Source organism: Actinokineospora baliensis (assembly GCF_016907695.1).
GTDB lineage: Bacteria > Actinomycetota > Actinomycetes > Mycobacteriales > Pseudonocardiaceae > Actinokineospora > Actinokineospora baliensis.
Map to the genome: position 1 here is coordinate 2,255,322 of NZ_JAFBCK010000001.1, position 19,112 is coordinate 2,274,433.

Consider the following 19,112-nt stretch of genomic DNA (forward strand, 5'->3'; position numbering starts at 1 on the left):
GCCGTTCACCGCCTGATCCCGGTCAGCGTGTGGGTCCACGAGAAGCTGGAGTTGTTGACGTAGTAGTTGTAGGTCGCCCAGTTGTAGCGGTAGTTGTCCGGCCACGGGTCGCCCCAGTAGACCCAGCTCTTGGCCGAGTCGTAGCCGTAGAGCACGTGCATGTGCCCGCCACCGGACTTCCAGAGGATGCGGGTCTCGACCGGCTGGTTGGCGTTGAGCTGGGACTGCACCGCCGAGTAGCTGATCGTGTTGTAGATGTAGGACCCCGGGCTGCTGAAGCCGAGGCGGGAGAAGCCGTTGCGCACCTGGGCGAGGTCGGCCTGGTCGTTGGGGCAGGTGAGGTTGGTGTTGCGGTTCTTGGCCAGCGCGCAGAAGTAGTTCTGCGACACGTTCACGCCGTGGGACGCGGCGATCGACGTGCCCGAGGCGGCCCAGCACCAGTTGGTCTGCTGCTGGGCCTGCATCGTGAACGCGGCGGCCGCTTGGGCCGACGCGGGTGCGCTGACCAGCCAGGCGAGGACGGCCACGAGGGTGGCCGCCAGCGCCGAGCGGGTCGCTTGCCGGGACATGATGCCTCCTGAAAACGCAGGGTGGAGTGCTCGGAAGCGTGCGATCACCGCGTTTCGGCGGACAAGGGCCCGGCAAGGGGGCCCGGAGCGTTCCAGCCGGACGGCGCACCTTTACCCGTCGGTTACGCGTGGCTACTGTGAACATTCACCGTCGTTCACCCGTTCGGGAACGCCCAGTCGGGAGCAGCCGTGACCGCAGACGCCTTGGCAGACGCGCTCCGCCGTGGTCCGTTCCACGTGGCTCTGCGCACGGCGATCGAGCACAGAGGCCTGTCGCTGGCGCGGTTGCGGGCGCACCTCTCGCGCATCGAGGTATCGGTCGCCGAGTCCACACTCAGCTACTGGCAGCGGGGCCTGCGTCACCCGGACATGCCACACGCGCTCACCGCCGTGCGCGGGCTGGAGACCGTCCTCGGCCTGCCGACCGACTCCCTGGTCGTCCTGATCGGCCCCCGGCAGCGCGGCAACCGGGCCCGCAAGCCCTCGGCGTCCTTCGCCGAGCTCGTCGTCGCCGGACCCACCACCCGGGAGCTGCTCGCCCAGCTCGGCGTCGACCCGGAGCGCTGCAACGCGGGCCTGGAGCTGCAGATGACCCACGAGCGGGTCACCATCGCCGCCGACAGGACCCAGGGGCGCATCGACACCCGGCTGGTCAGCATCGCGCGCGAACCGGGCATCGACCGGTACGTGGCGGTCTACCACGGGGAGCCGGGCTGCGACATCGAGCGGGTCCGGGTCACCGCGGGCGACGGGTGCCGGTTGGGCCGGGTGCGCCGCAGGGAGATCTGCGTGGCGTTCGAGCTGATGTTCGACCGCAGGCTCGCCGAGGGCGACACCGTGGTGCTCAGCTACGCCGTCGACGACAGCTCCGGGCTCGAGTGCCCCGGGTACTTCCGGATCTTCCGCGAGCCCAGCGGGCCGTTCCTGCTCCAGTTGGAGCTGCCGCCTGCCGACCTGCCCGCCCGCTGCGTGCAGGAGGTCCGGACCAACGACCTGCGCCCGCCGTCGGTCTCCCAGGACCTGTACTGCGATCGGGGGTACGTGGTGAGCGCGTACTACTCGGGGGTGGACCGCGGGATAGCGGGAATCGCGCTGGAGTGGCCGCAGAACCCGGCGAACCCGGCGGTGCACCCCGTACCGTGACGTGGTGCGCTTCCTCACCGGCGAGCCCGCCAACGACCTGACCTACGACGACGTGTTCCTGGTGCCCGGCCGCTCGGCCATCACCAGCCGCTTCGACGTCGACCTGGCCACCGCCGACGGCACCGGCGCGAGCATCCCGATCGTGGTGGCCAACATGACCGCGGTGGCCGGTCGGCGGATGGCCGAGACCGTGGCCCGCCGCGGTGGCCTGGTGGTGCTGCCGCAGGACGTGGACCCCGCGGCCGTCGGCGAGATCGTGACCTGGGTGAAGTCGCGGCACGCGGTGTGGGACACGCCGCTGGTGCTGACCGCGGGCGACTCGGTGGCCGACGCGCTGAACCTGTTGCCCAAGCGGGCGCACGGCGCGGTCGTCGTGGTCGACGCCGACGGGCGCCCGGTCGGCGTGGTCGACGAGGCCGCCTGCCTGGGCGTCGACCGGTTCACCCGGGTCGGCGAGGTGGCCGACCAGGCGATCGTCACCCTCCCGGTGGACAGCGCGCCGCGGGCGGTGTTCGACGCGCTGCACTCGAGCAAGATTGCGCTCGCGGTGGACGCCGCGGGTCGGCTCGCGGGTGTGCTGACCGCCGTGGGTGCGTTGCGGGCCGACATCTACGCCCCCGCGGTGGACGCCTCCGGCCGCTTGCGCATCGCCGCGGCGGTCGGGGTCAACGGTGACGTCGCGGCGAAGGCGGCTGCTCTGCTGGAGTCCGGTGTGGACGCTCTGGTGGTCGACACCGCGCACGGCCACCAGGAGAAGATGCTCACCGCGTTGCAGCGCGTCCGCGATCTGGCGCCTTCCGTTCCCGTCGTCGCGGGCAACGTGGTCACCGCGGAGGGCGTCCGCGACCTGGTCGAGGCGGGCGCGGACGTGATCAAGGTCGGTGTCGGTCCCGGCGCCATGTGCACCACCCGCATGATGACCGGCGTGGGCCGCCCCCAGTTCTCCGCCGTCCTGGAGTGCGCCGCCCAGGCCCGCGCCCTCGGCAAACACATCTGGGCCGACGGCGGCGTCCGCCACCCCCGGGACGTGGCACTGGCCCTGGCAGCGGGCGCGTCGTCGGTGATGGTCGGCTCGTGGTTCGCGGGCACCTACGAGTCCCCTGGCGACCTCCTGCGCGACGAACAAGGCCGCCCCTACAAGGAATCCTTCGGCATGGCCTCCAAACGAGCCGTCTCCGCCCGAACCCGCGCCGACAGCGGCTTTGACCGCGCCCGCAAGGCCCTGTTCGAAGAAGGCATCTCCTCCTCCCGCATGCGACTCGACCCGAAAGCCCCTGGCGTGGAAGACCTGCTGGACTCGATCTGCTCCGGAGTCCGCTCCGCCTGCACCTACGCGGGAGCGGCGAACCTGGCGGAGTTCCACGCCCGAGCGGTGGTGGGAGTCCAATCAGCAGCAGGCTTCGCCGAAGGCCGCCCCTTGCCGTCTGGTTGGTAACGCCTGCGAAGAAAGGGAGGGCGGACCGGGATCGCCTCGGCCACTGGATTCACAGGAGCCTACGTACCGCGTCGATGGTGTCCGCCTCGGCGGCTGTCTTGTCCGGTCGGTACCGGACCACCCGCGCGAAGCGCAACGCCACCCCGCCCGGGTACCGGGTGCTCACCTGCACCCCGTCAACGGCGATCTCCACCACCAGCTCCGGTCGCATGTAGACAGTCCACTCGTCACCCCCCGAGCGGTACTGCGGGAATTCCTCCGTCTGCCACCGCAGCAGTTCGTCGGTCAGTCCCTTGAACGTCTTCCCGACCATCACCGGCGGCCCGCCGTCCGGGTCCCGCGCGCCCAGGTGCAGGTTCGACAGCGACCCCGTCCGCCGACCGTGCCCCCATTCCGCGCCCAGCACCACCAGGTCCAGCGTGTGCACCGGCTTGACCTTCTGCCACGCCTTGCCCCGGCGCCCGGCGGCGTACACCGAGGCCAGGTCCTTCACCATCACCCCTTCATGTCCCTCGGCCAGCGCCCGCGCCGCCAGGTCCTCCGCGTCCTCGACGGACGGGTCCACCAAGCCCGGGATGACGTGTTCGCCCACGGCCCGGCGCAGTGCGGCGGCGCGGTCACGCAGGGGTAGGTCGATCAGGTCTTCGCCGTCGAGGTGTAGGCAGTCGAAGAAGTACGGCCGCAGCAGGAGGGCCTTCACCTGCTCCTCGACGGTGCTGCCGAACCTGCTCATCGTCTCCTGGAACGGCCTGGGCCTGCCGTCGTCGGACAGGGCGAGGGTTTCGCCGTCCAGGACCACCGTGGTGCAGGGGAGGTCGCGGACGAGGGCGACGAGTTCGGGGACGCTGTCGGTGATCTCGCGGAGGGTGCGGGTGTAGATCGTCACCCGGTCGGGGGTCTTGTGGACCTGGATGCGGGCGCCGTCCAGCTTGTACTCGATGGCGCAGGGGGTGAGCTGGGTCAGGGCGTCGGCCAGGGAGGAGCCGGGGGAGGCCAGCATCGGGCGGACCGGGCGGTGCAGTTGAAGACCGACCGCCGACAGGTCGCCGCCGGTGAGGGCGATGGCGGCGGTGGCGGGCAGGCGGCCGGAGAGCATGAACGCGCGGCGGACGGCGGGGACGGGGGCATCGGCGGCCTTGGCGACCGCGTCGAGCATGACGCCCTCGAGGGCGCCCTGGCGGAGTTCGCCGGTGAGCAGGGCGACGATGAACCTCTGCTCGTCGGCTGTCGCGGCACCGAACAGCTCGTCCAGCAGCGCCCGGCGGGTCGCGGTCGACCCCTTGCCGGAGGCCTCGGCCAGCGCGGTCAGCACCCGGTCGAGTTCGACGACGGTCAGCGCGGGCTCGGTCGCGGGTGGGTGGTCCAGGGCGAGCAGCGTCCGCCACCCGGCGCCCACCCGGCCCTGGACCGGCGACCCGGTGAGGAAGCCGACCACCGGCGCGATCTCCGCCGGGTCGGCGCGGCGCAGCAGTGCGGCCAGGGTGTCGACTTTGGCCAGCCGCGAGCGGGTGCCGCCGACCTCGGCGGAGGCCGTCACCACGTCGGTCATCGTCAGCATGCCGTCATGGTGCCCGCACCCACTGACAACCGCAGCCGAAAGAAGATCGCGATCCCACCGCAACCCCGGTCCGGCTCGCGCGTCTACCTGGATGAGCCCCTCGTACCCATGCGGAGCCCTCCTTGATGCGTCTTGCCCTCGCCACCGTCCTCACCATGACCGCGGTGGCGCTCGCCGGGTGTGCCGACCGCACCCCGCCGTCCGCCGAGTCCAGGAGCCGGGTGGCCATCCCGGTGCCGCCCCCCGTTCAAGAGGCCGTCGAAGCACAGCCGCTTCAGGCTCCACAGTGGATAGTCAGAGCGCGCTGACCGAGGCGATCTCCGTGACGGCCGCCCGCAGCCGGTCCACCGACAGCGCCGCGTAGCCGACCACCAGCCCGGGGAACGGGCTCGTCGACAGCGCGTAGCCCGACAGCGCGGGGGCGTTGATGCCGCGTCGGGCGAGCTCCTCCTGCAGGGCCTTGTCGTCGGTGCCCGCCGGTAGCCGCAACACGAGGTGCAGGCCCGCGGCGACGCCGTGCGGCTGCCAGTCCGGCAGTTCACTGGCCACGGAGGAGAGCAGGGCGTCCCGTCGCCGCCGGTAGAGCTGGCGGCTGCGGCGCAGGTGCCGGTCGTACCCGCCCGAGCGCAGCAGGTGGGCCAGGGCGGCCTGGGGCATGGGGGAGCAGCCCAGGTCGGACAGGCGTTTGTGGTCGACCACCCGGTCCCGCAGTGCAGCGGGCACGACCATCCACCCCAGCCGGATCGCGGGGGCCAAGACCTTGCTCACGCTCCCGAGGTAGACGACCCGGTCGCGGTCGAGCACCTGGGTCGTCCCCACGGCCGGTCGGTCGTACCGGTGCTCGGCGTCGTAGTCGTCCTCCAGCACGTACCCGTCGCGTTCGCGAGCCCAGCTCACCAGCGCCCGGCGGCGCTGGGGGCTCAGGACGACCCCCAGGGGGAACTGGTGGGCCGACGTCACCAGCACCGCCCGACACCCCGTGCGCGGCAACAGGTCCACCCGCATGCCGTCCTCGTCGACCGGGACCGGCACCGGACGCAGCCCGTGCGCGGTCAGCGCCTCAACCGACCCCGGGTGCGTCGGATCCTCGACGGCGATGGTCCGGTGCCCCTGACCCCGCAGCACCTGCGCCATGAGCGACTGGCTCTCCGCGACCCCATGCGTGACCACCACGTCAGCGGCCTCGACCGCCCGCACCCGCCCCAGGTAGGCGGCCAGTTCCGTGCGCAACGCGGGCAGCCCCGCCGGATCCGGATACCCGAGGTCGTCGTCGGTCAGCGTCGCCAACCCCGCCCTGGTCGCCGCCTGCCACTCCGACCGGGGAAACGCCGACAGCGCGGGCACCCCCGGCCGCAAGTCGTACCGCCACCGAGGCACCACCGCGACCGGCGGCGGCGCCACGCTCTCAGACCCAACCGGCGTAGCGGCAACCGTCGTCCCCGACCCGTGCTTGGCCCGGAGATACCCCTCAGCCACCAACTGCGCGTACACAGCACTGACCGTCCCCCGCGACAACCCAAGCTGCCCCGCCAAATCCCGCGTAGAAGGCAACCGCGCCCCCTGCGTCAACCGGCCATCCCGAATCGCCGCCCGCACCGCCGCCTCCAGCGCCCGCCCCCGCTGCCCACGCCCAACCTCGCCCATGCCGGGCACCAGGAGTTCGCGGAAGGAGGACATACCGCCAGCCTACGGCCCACCCCCGTTCCCGCCGCCCCAGTCGCACCCCCGAGTCGGCCCACCTGGTTGACCACCGGTCCCGGAAGCAGCCACCCAACCCAACCCCCCGAGCCGGCCCACCCAACCCAGCCCCCCGGATCAGCCCCATCAGCCTCGCCGCCGCTCTCGGAAGTCGCTCGCCCCAACTGCTCGATGGGGCGAACTTGGTTTGCGCGGGGCCCCTGCGCTACCCGTGGCAGGACCGCAAAGCTGGGGCCGAAAAGCATGGCCCTGTCCGCGCACAACGCTACGGGCACCGCTCCCCCACGCAAACCAAGTCCGCCCCATCGAGCCGCCGCGCCCAGCCCCCCGAGCCAGCCCACCCAAACCCAACTCACCGAGCCAACCCCGCCAGCCTCACCACCGCTCCTCGGAAGTCGCTGGTGCCAACTGCTCGATGGGGTGGACCTGTTTTGTGTGGGGGGACGGCAGTCGTAGCCTTGCCTCGCTGCAGGGCCATGCTTTTCGGCCCCTGCTTTGCGGTCCTGCCACGGCTGTCGTAGGGGCCCCACGCAAAACAGGTCCACCGCATCGAGCCTGCACTTAAATCGCGGATCCGATGCAAGGCGCGAAGCGACGAGCCGAGGATCCGGTGCAATGCCGAAGGCGAGCCGAGATCTCCCAACCCGCCACCCCAAGTGGACCAGTCCACACCACCCGAAGTGGAGCTTCTCCAGGGTCCACTTCCCAGCGACCCTAACCGGGTGCCCACTTCCCGCTACCGCCTAGCCATCGGCACCGGCCTCCTCACCTCCGCCATGATCGGCGGCTCCGTCCCCCTCTCCGGGATGCTCATCAACTTCCCCCTGTTCACCGGCCAGTCCCTGCGCTACGGCGCAGGCGCCCTCCTCCTAGCAGCCTGGGCCCTAGCCAAACGCGCCCCCATCGCCATCCCCAAGCCCAGAGACTTCCCAGCCCTGATCGCCATCGTCGCCGTAGGCATGCTCGGTTTCAACGCCGTCATGATCGCCGCCCAGCGCCACGCCGAACCCGGGCTGGTCGCCGCGGTTCTCGGCGGTAGTCCGCTCGTGCTCGCCACCGTCGGCCCGCTGCTGGCCAAACGGGGCCCCGCAGCCAGGACCCTGCTCGGTGCCGCAGTCGTCGTCGCGGGCGTGGTTGTCCTGTCCGGTGGCGGTAGCTGGGAAGGGCCAGGCCTCCTGCTGGCAGTGCTGACGATGGTGTGCGAGGCCTGCTTCACCCTCTTCGCCGTGGGCGTGATCGGCAGGATGGGCGGCCTGTCCGTCTCGCTGTGGTGTCACGTCATCGCGACGGTCGGTGGTGCGTGCCTCGCTGTGGCCTTCGAAACGTGGCGGACCCCGACCAATCGCGAGTGGACAGCGCTGTCTGTCGTCGCGGTGCTGACCGTGGTCGCTTTCGTCATCTGGTACCACACGGTGTCTGTACTGGGGGCCGACCGCGCTGGTGTGCTCATCGGGGTGATGCCCGCGGCGGGGTTGTTCGTGTCCGTCGCGATCGGCTCCCAGGATTTGACGCTCGCGGGTCTCGCGGGTGTCGCTGTGGTGGGGTTGGGGTGTGTGATCGGGCTGCTCAGCCGTTCCCCTTGGCCATCCGCAGGACGTCGAGTGCTTCGTCCAACTGCTGTTCGGTCAGCTTCCCCGCCGCCACGTGACCCCGTTCCATGACCACGTCGCGGATCGTCTTGCGCTCCTTAAGCGACTGCTTGGCGATAGAGGCCGCTTCTTCGTAGCCGAGGTAAGAGTTCAGCGGGGTCACGATGGACGGCGAGCTCTCCGCGTACTCGCGCAGGCGTTCCACGTCCGGCTCCACCCCGGCGATGACCTTCTCCGCCAGCAGTCGGGCCACCGCGGCCAGCAGCCGGGATGACTCCAGGATGTTGCGGGCGATCACCGGCAGCATCACGTTGAGCTGGAAGTTGCCCTGGCTGCCCGCGAACGCCACCGCCGCGTCGTTGCCGATGACCTGGGCGACCACCATCATCGTCGCCTCGGGGATCACCGGGTTCACCTTGCCGGGCATGATCGACGAGCCCGGCTGCAGGTCCGGCAGGGCCAGCTCGGCCAGCCCGGTGCGCGGCCCCGACCCCAGCCAGCGCAGGTCGTTGGCGATCTTGAACAGCGACACCGCCACCGCGCGCAGCTGCCCGGACGCCTCCACCACCGAGTCCTGCGTTGCCTGCGCCTCGAAGTGGTCGCGCGCCTCGGTCACCGGCAACCCGGTCGCCGCCGCCAACTCCGCCGACACCGCCGCGCCGAACCCGGGCGGCGCGTTGAGCCCGCTGCCCACCGCGGTCCCCCCGATGGGCAGCTCACCCAACCTGGGCAGCACCGACTGGAGCCGCTCCACCCCGTAGCGCACCTGCGCCGCCCACGCCCCGGCCTCCTGGCCCAGCGTGATCGGCACCGCGTCCATCAGGTGCGTGCGACCGGACTTGACCACCGAGCCCCACTGCGCCGCGCGGTCCTCGATGGCCCCGGCCAGCTGCTCCAGCGCCGGGACCACGTCGGTCACCACGGCCTCGGTCGCGGCCAGCCGCAGCGTGGTCGGGAAGGTGTCGTTGGACGACTGCGAGGCGTTGACGTGGTCGTTGGGGTGTACGTCGCGGCCGAGCGTCCGGCTGGCCAGGGTCGCGATGACCTCGTTGGCGTTCATGTTCGACGACGTGCCCGACCCGGTCTGGAACACGTCGATCGGGAAGTGCTCGTCGTGCGCGCCGTCGGCCACCTCGGTCGCGGCGGCCGCGATCGCCTCGGCGACCTCGGCTGGCAGCACGCCCAGCTTCCCGTTGACCCTGGCCGTGGCCGCCTTGAGCAGGCCGAGCGCGCGGATCTGGGCCCGCTCCAGGCCGCGGCCGGAGATCGGGAAGTTGTCCACCGCCCGCTGCGTCTGGGCCCGCCACAGCGCCTGCGCCGGGACCTGGACCTCACCCATCGTGTCGTGTTCGGTGCGGAACTCAGCCATACCGCCAGTCTCACCCCCTTCCCGGCCCCGGGCACGGTCAGCTTGCCCACAGCCGAACCTGCCACCGGCCCGGTCGCGGCAATAGGGTGGAACCGGACGCCCACCACGCGGAAGGGCAGGACGCATGACCGCTCCCACCACCACCGAGGTCGACCTCCTCATCGTCGGCGCAGGCCCCACCGGTCTGTTCGCCGCCTACTACGCCGGGTTCCGAGATCTCAGCACCGCCGTCGTCGACTCCCTGCCGGAGCCGGGCGGCCAGATCACCGCCATGTACCCGGAGAAGCAGATCTTCGACGTCGCCGGGTTCCCCTCGGTGCGCGGCCGCGACCTGGTCACCGCGCTCGTCGAGCAGGCGGACCAGTGGAAACCGACCTACCTGCTCGGCCGCCGGGCCCTCACCGTGTCCGAAGTGGACGGACGGTTCACCGTGGAGCTCGACGGCGGCGCCGTGGTCGACGCGGGCGCCGTGCTGATCACGGCCGGGATCGGCGAGTTCACCCCGCGCCCGCTGCCCGCCGGATCGGGGTGGCTCGGCCGGGGCGTGGTGCACTTCGTGCCCTCGCTGGAGGTGCACCGCGACCAGCACGTGGTCATCGTCGGCGGCGGCGACTCGGCGTTCGACTGGGCGCTGGCGCTGCACCCGATCGCCACCTCGGTGACCCTGGTGCACCGCAGGGCCAAGTTCCGCGCCATGCCCGCGACCGTCCGCCAGGTCGAGGCCCTGGGCGTCCGCATCATCACCGACGCCCAGGTCACCGAACTGCGCGGTGACGACGACGGCCTGCACGAGGTGGAATTGGCGGTCGGCGGGGAAGCGGTGGTGCTCCCGGCTCAAGCAGTGGTCGCCGCGCTCGGGTTCACCGCGGACCTGGGGCCCATCGACGCGTGGGGCCTGGAGATCGACCACCGCTCGATCAAGGTCGACACCACCATGCGCACCGCGCGGGAGAGGATCTACGCCGCCGGTGATGTCGCCGCCTACCCGGGCAAGGTGAAGCTGATCGCGACAGGCTTCGGGGAAGCGGCCACAGCGGTGAACAACATCGCTGTGGCGTTGAATCCGGAGGCCCACTTGTTCCCCGGACACTCCAGCAACGCCGAATAGGCCTATAGACGCAAGAAAGGCGGCGGAGTGAGACTCCGCCGCCTTTCTGCGTGAGAACTAAGCGACGACCTGAACGATGTCACCGACGGAAAGGCCGTTGTAGTAAGCCTTCGCCGCTGACGCCGACAGGTGGATGCAGCCGTGGCTCTGGACCTTCAGGCTGCCCTGGTGGAAGGCGATGCCGCCGTTGAAGAACACCGAGTAGGGCATCGGGGCGTTGTCGAACTCCCGGCTCTTGTGGTCGATGTCCTTCCAGCCCACCTTGAACGTGCCCACCGGGGTCCGGTAGCCCGGCCTGCCGTGGGTGATCGGCACCGGCCCCAGCACGACCTTGCCGTCCTTGAGCAGCCACGACTGGTTCGCCGACAGGTCGATGCACGCCGAGGCCGTCGCCGCGCACGGCACACCCGCGACGGGCGGCGGGACGGGCTTGGTGGTCGTCGGCTTGGGCTTGGGCTTCGTCGTCGTGGTGGTCGGCTTCTTGACCGTGGTCGTCGTGGTCGGCGCGACCGTGGTGGTGGTCGTAGTCGTCGGAGCCACGGTGGTCGTCGTTGTGGTGGTGGTCGTGGGGGTCGTTGTCGTCGCCTGGGTCGTCGACTGGACCGACCCGGGCTGGACCTGCGCGGCCGGGGCTGCGTCACCGGTGCCACATGCCGTTGCCAGCAGCGCGGCCGCGGTGAGCCCCGCGGCCGCGATCAGCCGGTTGACCTTCATGCTCGCTCCTCGACTACCCCAGCGGGCGTCCCCACGGATGCCCCGTCGTCAACAATGACGACCACGGGGGTGGTGGGGTTGTCGACCGCGACCGATCCGTTACCCGGAGCGCGGTTTACGGAAGCGGCGGGATCGCGTCGGCCTCGGCCAGGTCGAAGTCCACCGACGAGTACTCGCGCAGCTTGGTCAGCCGGTGGAAGCCGTCGATCATGCGGACCGTGCCGGACTTCGAGCGCATGACGATCGACTGGGTGGTGCAGCCACCCGAGCGGTAGTGCACCCCCCGCAGCAGGTCACCGTCGGTCACCCCGGTGGCGCAGAAGAACACGTTGTCGCCGCGCACCAGGTCGTCGGTCAGCAGCACCCGGTCCAGGTCGTGGCCCGCCTCGATGGCCTTGGCCCGCTCCGCGTCGTCCTTGGGCCACAACCGGCCCTGGATCGCCCCGCCCATGCACTTGAGCGCGGCCGCGGCGATGATCCCCTCGGGGGTGCCGCCGATGCCCAGCAGCAGGTCGACCCCGGTGTTGGGCCGCGCGGCCGAGATCGCGCCAGCCACGTCGCCGTCGGAGATGAAGTGGATCCGCGCGCCCGCCTCGCGGACCTCCTTGACCAGGCTCTCGTGCCGGGGCCGGTCCAGCACGCACACCGTCACGTCGGAGACGTCGGTGCTCTTGGCGCGCGCGACCCGGCGGATGTTCTCCGCCACCGGCGCGGTGATGTCCACCACGTCGGCCGCCTCCGGGCCCACCGCCAGCTTCTCCATGTAGAACACCGCGGACGGGTCGAACATCGCGCCGCGCTCGGCGACCGCGAGCACCGCGAGCGCGTTCGGCATGCCCTTGGACATCAGCGTGGTGCCGTCGATCGGGTCCACCGCGACGTCGCAGTCGGGGCCGTCGCCGTTGCCGACCTCCTCGCCGTTGTAGAGCATCGGCGCCTCGTCCTTCTCGCCCTCGCCGATGACCACCACGCCGCGCATCGAGACCGTGCCGACCAGCTTGCGCATCGCGTCGACCGCGGCCTGGTCACCGCCGTTCTTGTCGCCCCGGCCCACCCAGCGACCCGCCGCCATCGCCGCAGCCTCGGTCACCCGGACCAACTCCAGCGCGAGGTTGCGGTCGGGTGCCTCCCGGCGGCGCTCAGGGCTCGAACTGGTGGTCGGAGTGCTCATACTGCCTCCCGGATCGGCGCGGGCAGCCTGCGGCAGTGCAGACCAATCCGCATCCTCCCAGACCAGGGTGTGTACCTGCCTAGCTCGATCGCCGTGCCGCTCGTCACTGGTGGCTCCCGCGCGGCCCCCGATCGGCGGTTGCGATTATGGGCGGATGGCACCCGGCAACCGGCTGACCCACGGTCCGCGCGACATCGTCCTGTCGCTGCTGGCCCTGCTGATCATCATCGGCGCCCCGCTGGTGCTCACCAGGGCCTGCACCTTCAGCCCCGGCGCGCCCCAGGCCGACCCGGCCTCGGCGCCCAAGGTCGACGTCGCCGACAGCCTCGGCCGCGCCCAGGCGCCGTTCCGGGTCCGGGTGCCGTCCGTGCCGTCGGCGTGGCAGGGCAACTCGGTCAGCAGCGGCCGGGTGGACCCGTCGGGCCGGGTGGTGCGGGCGGGCTGGCTGACCCCGGACCGGTTCATCCAGCTCAGCCAGTCCGACGCCGAGCTCACCGACCTCGTCGCCGCCGAGACCGGCACCCAGGGGCTGGCCACCGGCGTCGAGGACGTCGACGGGACACAGTGGACGGTCTTCCCCGGGCGCCGCGACGAGCAGGCCTGGGTCGCCGACGTGGGCGGGGTGCGGTTGCTGATCACCGGCAGCGCCACCGCCGAGGAGTTCCGCACCCTCGCGGCGGCAGCTGCCTAGGGCTTCGCGGCCTGCTTGAGGCCCTTGCGCAGCTCGGCGGGCAGGGAGAAGGCGACCTTCTCCTCGGCGGTGGTGATCTCCTCGATCTCGCCGTAGCCGCGCTCGGCCAGCCAGGCCAGCAGGTCCATCACCAGGTTGTCGGGCACCGACGCGCCGCTGGTCACCCCGACCGTGCTGACCCCGGCCAACCACGACTCGTCGACCTCGTGGGCGAAGTCCACCAGGTACGAGGCCTTCGCGCCCGCCTGCAGCGCCACCTCCACCAGCCGCTTGGAGTTCGACGAGTTCTGCGAGCCGACCACGATCACCAGCTCGCACTCCGGCGCCATCGCCTTCACCGCGAACTGGCGGTTCGACGTGGCGTAGCAGATGTCGTCGCTGGGCGGGTTCTGCAGCAGTGGGAACCGCTCGCGCAGCTGGTCCACCCGTTCCATCGTCTCGTCGACCGACAGCGTCGTCTGCGAGAGCCAGATCACCTTGGACGGGTCGCGCACCTCCACCTTGGCCACGTCCTCGGCGGTGTCCACCAGCTGCACGTGGTCGGGTGCCTCACCGGCGGTGCCCTCGACCTCCTCGTGGCCCTCGTGGCCGATGAGCAGGATGTCGTAGTCGTCCTTGGCGAACCGCTTGGCCTCGAAGTGGACCTTGGTGACCAGCGGGCAGGTGGCGTCGATGGTCCGCAGGTTGCGCTGGGCGGCCTGGTCGTGGACGGCGGGGGAGACCCCGTGCGCGGAGAACACCACGAGCGCGCCCTCGGGCACCTCGTCCGCCTCGTCGACGAAGATCGCGCCCCGCTCGCGCAGCGTCGCCACGACGTGCTTGTTGTGGACGATCTCCTTGCGCACGTACACCGGTGGGCCGTAGGTCTCCAGGGCCTTCTCCACGGTGATCACCGCGCGGTCGACCCCGGCGCAGTAGCCGCGCGGCTTGGCCAGCAGGACGCGTTTGGTGGTGGCGCTCATGCCGTCCAGGGTACGGCCGTGCGGCCCAGGGCTCCTGTTCGGTCGGTGTCGGGGCCCTCACTGTGCAGATCGTGCCGACTCGGGCAGGCTAGGAGCATGAAGTCTCTCCCCCTGCCGCTGCGGGTCGCGGCCGGGCTCGCCGCCACCGCGCTGGAGCACGCCCGCGACCTGCCCACCCGGATCGCCGGGCTGCCGGTCACCGTGGCCAGCCAGGCGCTGCAGGTGTCCATGCGGGTGCAGCAGCACGTCACCGAGCTCGCCATCAAGGGCGACGAGGCGATCGCCGCGCTGCGGCCGGTGGAGGACGAGCCCGAGTGGGCGACCTTCGACGAGGACCTCGACGACGCCGACGACCAGCCGGCCGCCTTCGACCAGGTGACTGAAGAGGACCTGACCGAAGAGGACCCGGCCGAGGACGCGGTGCCCGGACCCGCGTCGGTGCCCAACTACGGGGAGCTGTCGCTGGCGCAACTGCGCGCCAGGCTGCGCGGCTTCGACGTCGAAGCGCTGGAGGAGCTGCTGGCGCACGAGCGGGCCACGGAGAACCGGCCGTCGTTCGTGGGCATGCTGACCCGCCGCTTGGCCACCGTGCGGGACTCCGCCGGGCAGGACCCGTCCGCCACGTGAGCGCCCCCACCGCGGAAGAGCCGTGGCCGGTCCGCACGGTCGCCCGCAAGATCGCCGACTGGGTCAACCGGCTTGGCACCGTGTGGGTGGAGGGCCAGGTCACCCAGATCTCCGCGCGACCCGGCACCGGAACCGCGTTCCTCACGCTGCGCGACCCGGCCGCGGACGTGTCGATGACGGTCACCTGCTCGACGCAGATGCTGCGCGGGCAGGAGCCGCCGCTGGCCGACGGCGCCAGGGTCGTGGTGCACGCCAAGCCCACCTTCTACCTCAACCGCGGCACGCTGAGCCTGCGCGCCGACGAGATCCGCGCGGTCGGCGTCGGTGAACTGCTGGCCAGGGTCGAGCGCCTGCGCAGGCTGTTGGCCGCCGAGGGCCTGTTCGACCCGAGGCGCAAGCGCCGCCCACCGTTCCTGCCCGCCAAGGTCGGCCTGATCACCGGCCGCGCCTCGGCCGCCGAGCGAGACGTGCTGGCCAACGCCACCGCCCGCTGGCCCGCCGTGGCGTTCCGGGTGGAGAACGTCGCGGTGCAGGGCGCGCTGGCCGTGCCGCAGATCCTCGACGCGCTGCGCGTGCTCGACCGCGACCCCGACGTCGAGGTGATCGTCATCGCCCGCGGCGGCGGCAGCGTCGAGGACCTGCTGCCGTTCTCCGACGAGGCGCTGTGCCGCGCGGTCGCCGACTGCCGCACCCCGGTGCTCAGCGCGATCGGCCACGAACCGGACACCCCGCTGCTCGACCACGTCGCCGACGTGCGCTGCTCGACCCCGACCGACGCGGGCAAGCGGGTGGTGCCCGATGTCGCCGAGGAGTCGGCCAGGGTCCGCCAGCTGCGCGACCGGGCCCGCCGGGCGTTGCACGGATGGGTGGATCGGGAGGTCCGGTTGCTCACCCAGCTGCGCAGCCGCCCGGTGCTCGCCGACCCGATCACCCCGCTGGCGCGGCGCGCCGAGCAGGTGGATTCCCTGGTCGAACGGGCCCGCCGGGCCCTGCTCGCGCGGGTGGCCGAGGAGCGCGCGGCGCTGACCGCGACGAAAGCCCGCTTGACGACCTTGGGGCCAGCCGCCACCCTTGCGCGAGGGTACGCGGTCGTACAGCACACCGATGCCGACGGGACTCCCCGGGTTCTCCGCTCGATCGAGGACGCCACCGAGGGCACCGCCCTGCGCATCCGGCTCGCCGACGGCGCACTGCACGCGGTCGCCACCGGCGACCGGGAGGGCGAAGGGAGCTGATCCGGCCGATGCGGACCTGTCGCGAGCCGACGTTCCTCCCGCTCACCCTGTCCACGGTCGTCCGAGCCACCCCCGGCCCGGCCACCCTGGCCGTCCACGCCACCGCCCGCCGCGCCGACTCCGCCGCCGCCGAGTGCTGGGCCGCCCTCCTAGCAGGCTGCGACTCCCCCGGAAAGCACCAACTCCCCCAGCGCCTGCGCGAACTCTCGGCCGCCGCCACCCCCCACGCCACCGAGTCACACCGCGGCAAGATCGACCAAGCCCGCACCAGGATCGAAGAAGCCCTCACCGACCGCGACGGCGAAGACTTCGCCGAAGCCTTCATCGGCTACGACCAAGCAGTGGCGACCGCCCTGGCCCGCGCCAACAACCGACAGGAAACCGGTGACAGAACCTGGGTATGAACAAGCCCGCGACGAACTGGCGTCCGTGGTCGCCAAACTGGAAGCGGGCGGTCTGTCGCTGGAGGACTCACTGGTCCTGTGGGAACGCGGAGAATCCCTCGCCAAAATCTGCGACCGCCACCTGGCAGGCGCACGGGAACGCGTAGAAACCGCCCTGGCCGCAGCCGAAGCCGAAGACAAGTAGTCCCAGGGGACCAGCCCGCTGGACCTCCGGTGCCACCCCAGCCCACCGAGGCCCACCGAGCCCACCCCGCCAGCTCACCTCTCAGGCCGACCCTGCCCCCGCCCGACCACCGCTCCCAGAAGCAGGCGCGCCACCCAGCTCGCCGAGCCGACCCACTTGGTCGACCACCGCTGCCCGGAAGTCGCTGGTGCCACCCCAACTCACCGAGTCGGCCCACCCAAACCCAGCCCGCCGAGTCCACCCCGCCGGCCCGGCCACTGGACACTCGGAAGTCGCTGGTGCCACCCCAACTCACCGAGTCGGCCCACCCAAACCCAGCCCGCCGAGTCCACCCCGCCGGCCCGGCCACTGGACACTCGGAAGTCGCTGGTGCCACCCCAACTCACCGAGTCGGCCCACCCAAACCCAGCCCGCCGAGTCCACCCCGCCGGCCCGGCCACTGGACACTCGGAAGTCGCTGGTGCCACCCCAACTCACCGAGTCAGCCCACCCAAACCCAACCCACCGAGCCAACCCCGCCAGCCCGACCACCGCCCCTCGGAGTCGCTGGTGCCAACCCAGCCCACCGAGTCGGCCCACCCAAACCCAGCCCGCCGAGTCAGCCCACCCAACTCGGCCACCGCTCCCGGAAGTCGCTGGTGCCAACTGCTCGATGGGGTGGACCTGTTTTGTGTGGGGTGGCGGCAGTCGTAGCGTCGCCTCGCTGCAGGGCCATGCTTTTCGGCCCCTGCTTTTGCGGTCCTGCCACGGCTGTCGTAGGGGCCCCGCGCAAAACAGGTCCACCGCATCGAGCCTGCACTCAAATCGCGGATCCAGTGCAATGCCGCAGGCGAGCCGACGATCCGATGCAATGCCGAAGGCGAGCCGAAGATCATCTAACCCAAGATCCCCCGAATACACAGCCTACCGAGGCGGCCCCACCAAATCAGGCGACGCAAACAGCCCCTGTGGACACCCAAAGCCGTTGTGGATAACTAATCCCGCTCTCGAGTCTCCCGAGGCTTCCGCGCCCCAGCGCCCCGCTCCCGAGAACCAGTCCTGGGACCAGGACGAGAGTCAGAACGCGCACGCACCGCCTTCTCACCCCGAGCCGGATCGCGCTGCGTGAACAACCGCACCACCCCGAGCCCGATCGTGATCCCCGTGGTCAGCGCCATCGTCGGGAAGTTGCTCGTCAGCGGGATCCCGATCGTCAGCAAGAGCTTCTTCAGCCCACCGTCATCGGCAGGGGCGAGCGCCACGTTGGCCACGATGGCCGTGATGGCGAAGACCAGCGGTGGCTGCACCATCGGGCCGAACAGGTTCGCGCGCCTGACCAGGCAGATCGCGGCGATGCAGCTGATGATGTAGGTGCCTTGGAAGATCTTGCCGAGGGTGTCCTGCAGTTGCATGTCGACCACGGCGGCCAGGGCGGTGAGGCCGAAGGCGAGCAGCACCGCTCCCCACCAGGGGAGCCCGCGCGAGCGGCCCAGGATGGGGCGTTCGTCCCAGGCGGGTTCGGCGCGGGAGTCGTCTAGATCGCTTCGGCGATCGCGGGTCGCGGTCACACCCGTACACGTTAGACCGTCCCGGCCGCGACGCGCCGTGACTTGGCCGTAACCGGGGGCATGTCCACTCGTTATCATGACCGCCCGGTCCGTTATGCACCTTTCAGCCGGTCAACTCCTCCGGTTCACCTCCAGCGACCAGTGCCTCCTCGACCCGGCGCAGCTCCGGGACCGGCGTCGGAGTGCCCGCGGCGTCGCTGAGCGGGGTGACCGCGGAGCGGAACTGCTCCAGTGCGTCCAGTTCCCGGCGGCGTGCGGACAGGAACCGCTGCAGGTGGGTGCTGGACAGGTTGACCGCATCGATCGCGGCCGATGCCGTGCGGTGTGCACCAGCGGCGTTCGCGCGCACCGCGGCGACGTCGGCGGCGATGGTGCGTTCGGTGGCCGCGAACAGCGCGGCGGAGGCCAGCACCGCGAAACCGGTCGGCCCGCAGAGGAACACGCGCCGGTCGAGCAGCCAGCGCAGCAGCGTCGGGTCGGTGTCGAGCGCGGCGACCACGGCGGCGTCGGACGGGACGAACATGATCGTCCCGTAGATCGCGTCCGCCCAGCGCTGGTAGCCCTTGCCGGACAGCTCCGCCGCGCGCGAGCGGATGTTGCGCACGTGCACGCGCAGCGCGTCCAGCCGCTCCTCGGCGTCGTCGGTCTCCACGGCTTCGGCCCAGGTGGCCATGCTCATCTTGGCGTCGACCGGCACCCGCCGGTCGTCGCCGACCACGAGCAGCAGGTCCGGTCTCGCGGCGCCTCCGCCCGCAACGTCCGTCTGCAGCGTGTAATGCAGGCCCTCGCGCAGCCCGAGCGCCCGCGCGGTCTCGACCAGGACCTGCTCGCCCAGTTCGCCCCGACCGCTGATGGAGGCGAAGGCGACCTCGTAGCGGCGCAGCGCGGACTGGTGCCCGTCCGAGCGGCGGCGCTCTGCGGCCACCTCGGCGCGGGCGTCCTCGGCGCGGCGCTGCGCCTCGGTGTAGAGCCGCCAGAACAGCGCGCCCGCGGCCACCAGCAGCAGGACGAGCACGGCGACGATGGTGCCGAGCACGGCGGTCACGCCACCACCTCCTTCCGACTCCGCTCGACAACAGTGATCTCTACCGTATTGCCCCGACAGAAC

The 19,112-nt window shown here is 71.3% G+C and carries 18 protein-coding genes; 9 read left to right on the top strand and 9 right to left on the bottom strand.

Annotation, left to right across the window (positions count from 1 at the left end):
- Nucleotides 1–5 precede the first annotated feature (5 nt).
- Nucleotides 6–569 carry a papain-like cysteine protease family protein gene (locus tag JOD54_RS10775; RefSeq protein WP_204450394.1) on the bottom strand — a complete coding sequence of 188 codons (564 nt, stop codon included), beginning with the start codon at nucleotides 567–569 and terminating at the stop codon, nucleotides 6–8.
- Between the two features lie 189 nt (nucleotides 570–758).
- Here JOD54_RS10775 and JOD54_RS10780 point away from each other — a divergent pair, with 189 nt between their 5' ends.
- Both JOD54_RS10780 and JOD54_RS10785 read left to right on the top strand, forming a co-directional pair.
- Nucleotides 759–1,712: a hypothetical protein gene (locus tag JOD54_RS10780; RefSeq protein ID WP_204450395.1), complete on the top strand. Its 954-nt coding sequence runs from the start codon at nucleotides 759–761 to the stop codon at nucleotides 1,710–1,712.
- Nucleotides 1,713–1,716: 4 nt separating this feature from the next.
- A complete protein-coding gene (locus tag JOD54_RS10785; protein WP_204450396.1) occupies nucleotides 1,717–3,147 on the top strand; it encodes a GuaB1 family IMP dehydrogenase-related protein in 1,431 nt (476 codons plus the stop codon).
- Nucleotides 3,148–3,196: 49 nt separating this feature from the next.
- Here JOD54_RS10785 and JOD54_RS10790 read toward each other — a convergent pair whose 3' ends face one another.
- Together JOD54_RS10790 and pdxR are read right to left on the bottom strand one after the other, a co-directional pair.
- On the bottom strand, nucleotides 3,197–4,702 hold the full coding sequence (locus JOD54_RS10790) for an ATP-dependent DNA ligase (RefSeq protein ID WP_204456201.1): 1,506 nt from the start codon (nucleotides 4,700–4,702) through the stop codon (nucleotides 3,197–3,199).
- 297 nt (nucleotides 4,703–4,999) lie between these two features.
- Nucleotides 5,000–6,382: a MocR-like pyridoxine biosynthesis transcription factor PdxR gene (pdxR, locus tag JOD54_RS10795; protein ID WP_204450397.1), complete on the bottom strand. Its 1,383-nt coding sequence runs from the start codon at nucleotides 6,380–6,382 to the stop codon at nucleotides 5,000–5,002.
- A gap of 743 nt (nucleotides 6,383–7,125) precedes the next feature.
- Between pdxR and JOD54_RS35495 the strand changes: the two genes are divergently transcribed.
- The gene (locus JOD54_RS35495; RefSeq protein ID WP_307859933.1) at nucleotides 7,126–8,064 is read left to right on the top strand and encodes a DMT family transporter; all 939 of its coding nucleotides are present in this window, start codon (nucleotides 7,126–7,128) and stop codon (nucleotides 8,062–8,064) included.
- Here JOD54_RS35495 and JOD54_RS10805 read toward each other — a convergent pair.
- Nucleotides 7,970–9,361, bottom strand: a complete 1,392-nt coding sequence (locus JOD54_RS10805; protein ID WP_204450398.1) for a class II fumarate hydratase — start codon at nucleotides 9,359–9,361, stop codon at nucleotides 7,970–7,972. The genes JOD54_RS35495 and JOD54_RS10805 overlap by 95 nt on opposite strands.
- A gap of 124 nt (nucleotides 9,362–9,485) precedes the next feature.
- On the opposite strand from JOD54_RS10805, the gene JOD54_RS10810 reads away from it, so the two are divergent.
- Nucleotides 9,486–10,469 carry an NAD(P)/FAD-dependent oxidoreductase gene (locus JOD54_RS10810; RefSeq protein WP_204450399.1) on the top strand — a complete coding sequence of 328 codons (984 nt, stop codon included), beginning with the start codon at nucleotides 9,486–9,488 and terminating at the stop codon, nucleotides 10,467–10,469.
- A 57-nt stretch (nucleotides 10,470–10,526) separates the two neighbouring features.
- Here JOD54_RS10810 and JOD54_RS35000 read toward each other — a convergent pair whose 3' ends face one another.
- Nucleotides 10,527–11,183, bottom strand: a complete 657-nt coding sequence (locus JOD54_RS35000; protein ID WP_204450400.1) for a L,D-transpeptidase — start codon at nucleotides 11,181–11,183, stop codon at nucleotides 10,527–10,529.
- Between the two features lie 115 nt (nucleotides 11,184–11,298).
- Nucleotides 11,299–12,354, bottom strand: coding sequence for a class II fructose-bisphosphatase (gene glpX, locus JOD54_RS10820; protein WP_204450401.1), 1,056 nt, complete (start codon nucleotides 12,352–12,354; stop codon nucleotides 11,299–11,301).
- Nucleotides 12,355–12,508: 154 nt separating this feature from the next.
- Here glpX and JOD54_RS10825 point away from each other — a divergent pair, with 154 nt between their 5' ends.
- Nucleotides 12,509–13,045, top strand: coding sequence for a DUF4245 domain-containing protein (locus tag JOD54_RS10825; RefSeq protein ID WP_204450402.1), 537 nt, complete (start codon nucleotides 12,509–12,511; stop codon nucleotides 13,043–13,045).
- On the opposite strand, the gene JOD54_RS10830 is transcribed toward JOD54_RS10825, so the two are convergent.
- A complete protein-coding gene (locus JOD54_RS10830) occupies nucleotides 13,042–14,007 on the bottom strand; it encodes a 4-hydroxy-3-methylbut-2-enyl diphosphate reductase (RefSeq protein ID WP_204450403.1) in 966 nt (321 codons plus the stop codon). The genes JOD54_RS10825 and JOD54_RS10830 overlap by 4 nt on opposite strands.
- Before the next feature lie 96 nt (nucleotides 14,008–14,103).
- On the opposite strand from JOD54_RS10830, the gene JOD54_RS10835 reads away from it, so the two are divergent.
- The 4 genes from JOD54_RS10835 to JOD54_RS10850 are packed head-to-tail and all read left to right on the top strand — an operon-like array spanning nucleotide 14,104 to nucleotide 16,457.
- A complete protein-coding gene (locus JOD54_RS10835) occupies nucleotides 14,104–14,634 on the top strand; it encodes a lipid droplet-associated protein (protein ID WP_204450404.1) in 531 nt (176 codons plus the stop codon).
- Entirely contained in the window at nucleotides 14,631–15,869 is a 1,239-nt protein-coding gene (gene xseA, locus JOD54_RS10840) for an exodeoxyribonuclease VII large subunit (protein WP_204450405.1), read from the top strand. The genes JOD54_RS10835 and xseA overlap by 4 nt, the downstream gene beginning before the upstream one ends.
- A gap of 8 nt (nucleotides 15,870–15,877) precedes the next feature.
- Entirely contained in the window at nucleotides 15,878–16,273 is a 396-nt protein-coding gene (locus JOD54_RS10845; RefSeq protein WP_204450406.1) for a sugar ABC transporter substrate-binding protein, read from the top strand.
- Nucleotides 16,254–16,457: an exodeoxyribonuclease VII small subunit gene (locus JOD54_RS10850; RefSeq protein ID WP_204450407.1), complete on the top strand. Its 204-nt coding sequence runs from the start codon at nucleotides 16,254–16,256 to the stop codon at nucleotides 16,455–16,457. Before JOD54_RS10845 ends, JOD54_RS10850 begins: the two co-directional genes overlap by 20 nt.
- A 974-nt stretch (nucleotides 16,458–17,431) precedes the next feature.
- Here JOD54_RS10850 and JOD54_RS10855 read toward each other — a convergent pair.
- Both JOD54_RS10855 and rmuC read right to left on the bottom strand, forming a co-directional pair.
- Nucleotides 17,432–18,004 carry a DUF6542 domain-containing protein gene (locus JOD54_RS10855; protein ID WP_204450408.1) on the bottom strand — a complete coding sequence of 191 codons (573 nt, stop codon included), beginning with the start codon at nucleotides 18,002–18,004 and terminating at the stop codon, nucleotides 17,432–17,434.
- Between the two features lie 103 nt (nucleotides 18,005–18,107).
- Nucleotides 18,108–19,049, bottom strand: a complete 942-nt coding sequence (rmuC, locus tag JOD54_RS10860) for a DNA recombination protein RmuC (protein WP_204450409.1) — start codon at nucleotides 19,047–19,049, stop codon at nucleotides 18,108–18,110.
- Nucleotides 19,050–19,112 lie beyond the last annotated feature (63 nt).

What these genes read in the sequence shown, in the direction of transcription:
- JOD54_RS10805 (WP_204450398.1), bottom strand. Translation starts at nt 9,361, where the DNA reads ATGGCTGAGTTCCGCACCGAACACGACACGATGGGTGAGGTCCAGGTC.
- JOD54_RS10825 (WP_204450402.1), top strand. Translation starts at nt 12,509, where the DNA reads ATGGCACCCGGCAACCGGCTGACCCACGGTCCGCGCGACATCGTCCTG.
- JOD54_RS10835 (WP_204450404.1), top strand. Translation starts at nt 14,104, where the DNA reads ATGAAGTCTCTCCCCCTGCCGCTGCGGGTCGCGGCCGGGCTCGCCGCC.
- JOD54_RS10830 (WP_204450403.1), bottom strand. Translation starts at nt 14,007, where the DNA reads ATGAGCGCCACCACCAAACGCGTCCTGCTGGCCAAGCCGCGCGGCTAC.
- JOD54_RS35000 (WP_204450400.1), bottom strand. Translation starts at nt 11,183, where the DNA reads ATGAAGGTCAACCGGCTGATCGCGGCCGCGGGGCTCACCGCGGCCGCG.
- JOD54_RS10810 (WP_204450399.1), top strand. Translation starts at nt 9,486, where the DNA reads ATGACCGCTCCCACCACCACCGAGGTCGACCTCCTCATCGTCGGCGCA.
- JOD54_RS10775 (WP_204450394.1), bottom strand. Translation starts at nt 569, where the DNA reads ATGTCCCGGCAAGCGACCCGCTCGGCGCTGGCGGCCACCCTCGTGGCC.
- glpX (WP_204450401.1), bottom strand. Translation starts at nt 12,354, where the DNA reads ATGAGCACTCCGACCACCAGTTCGAGCCCTGAGCGCCGCCGGGAGGCA.
- JOD54_RS10845 (WP_204450406.1), top strand. Translation starts at nt 15,878, where the DNA reads ATGCGGACCTGTCGCGAGCCGACGTTCCTCCCGCTCACCCTGTCCACG.
- pdxR (WP_204450397.1), bottom strand. Translation starts at nt 6,382, where the DNA reads ATGTCCTCCTTCCGCGAACTCCTGGTGCCCGGCATGGGCGAGGTTGGG.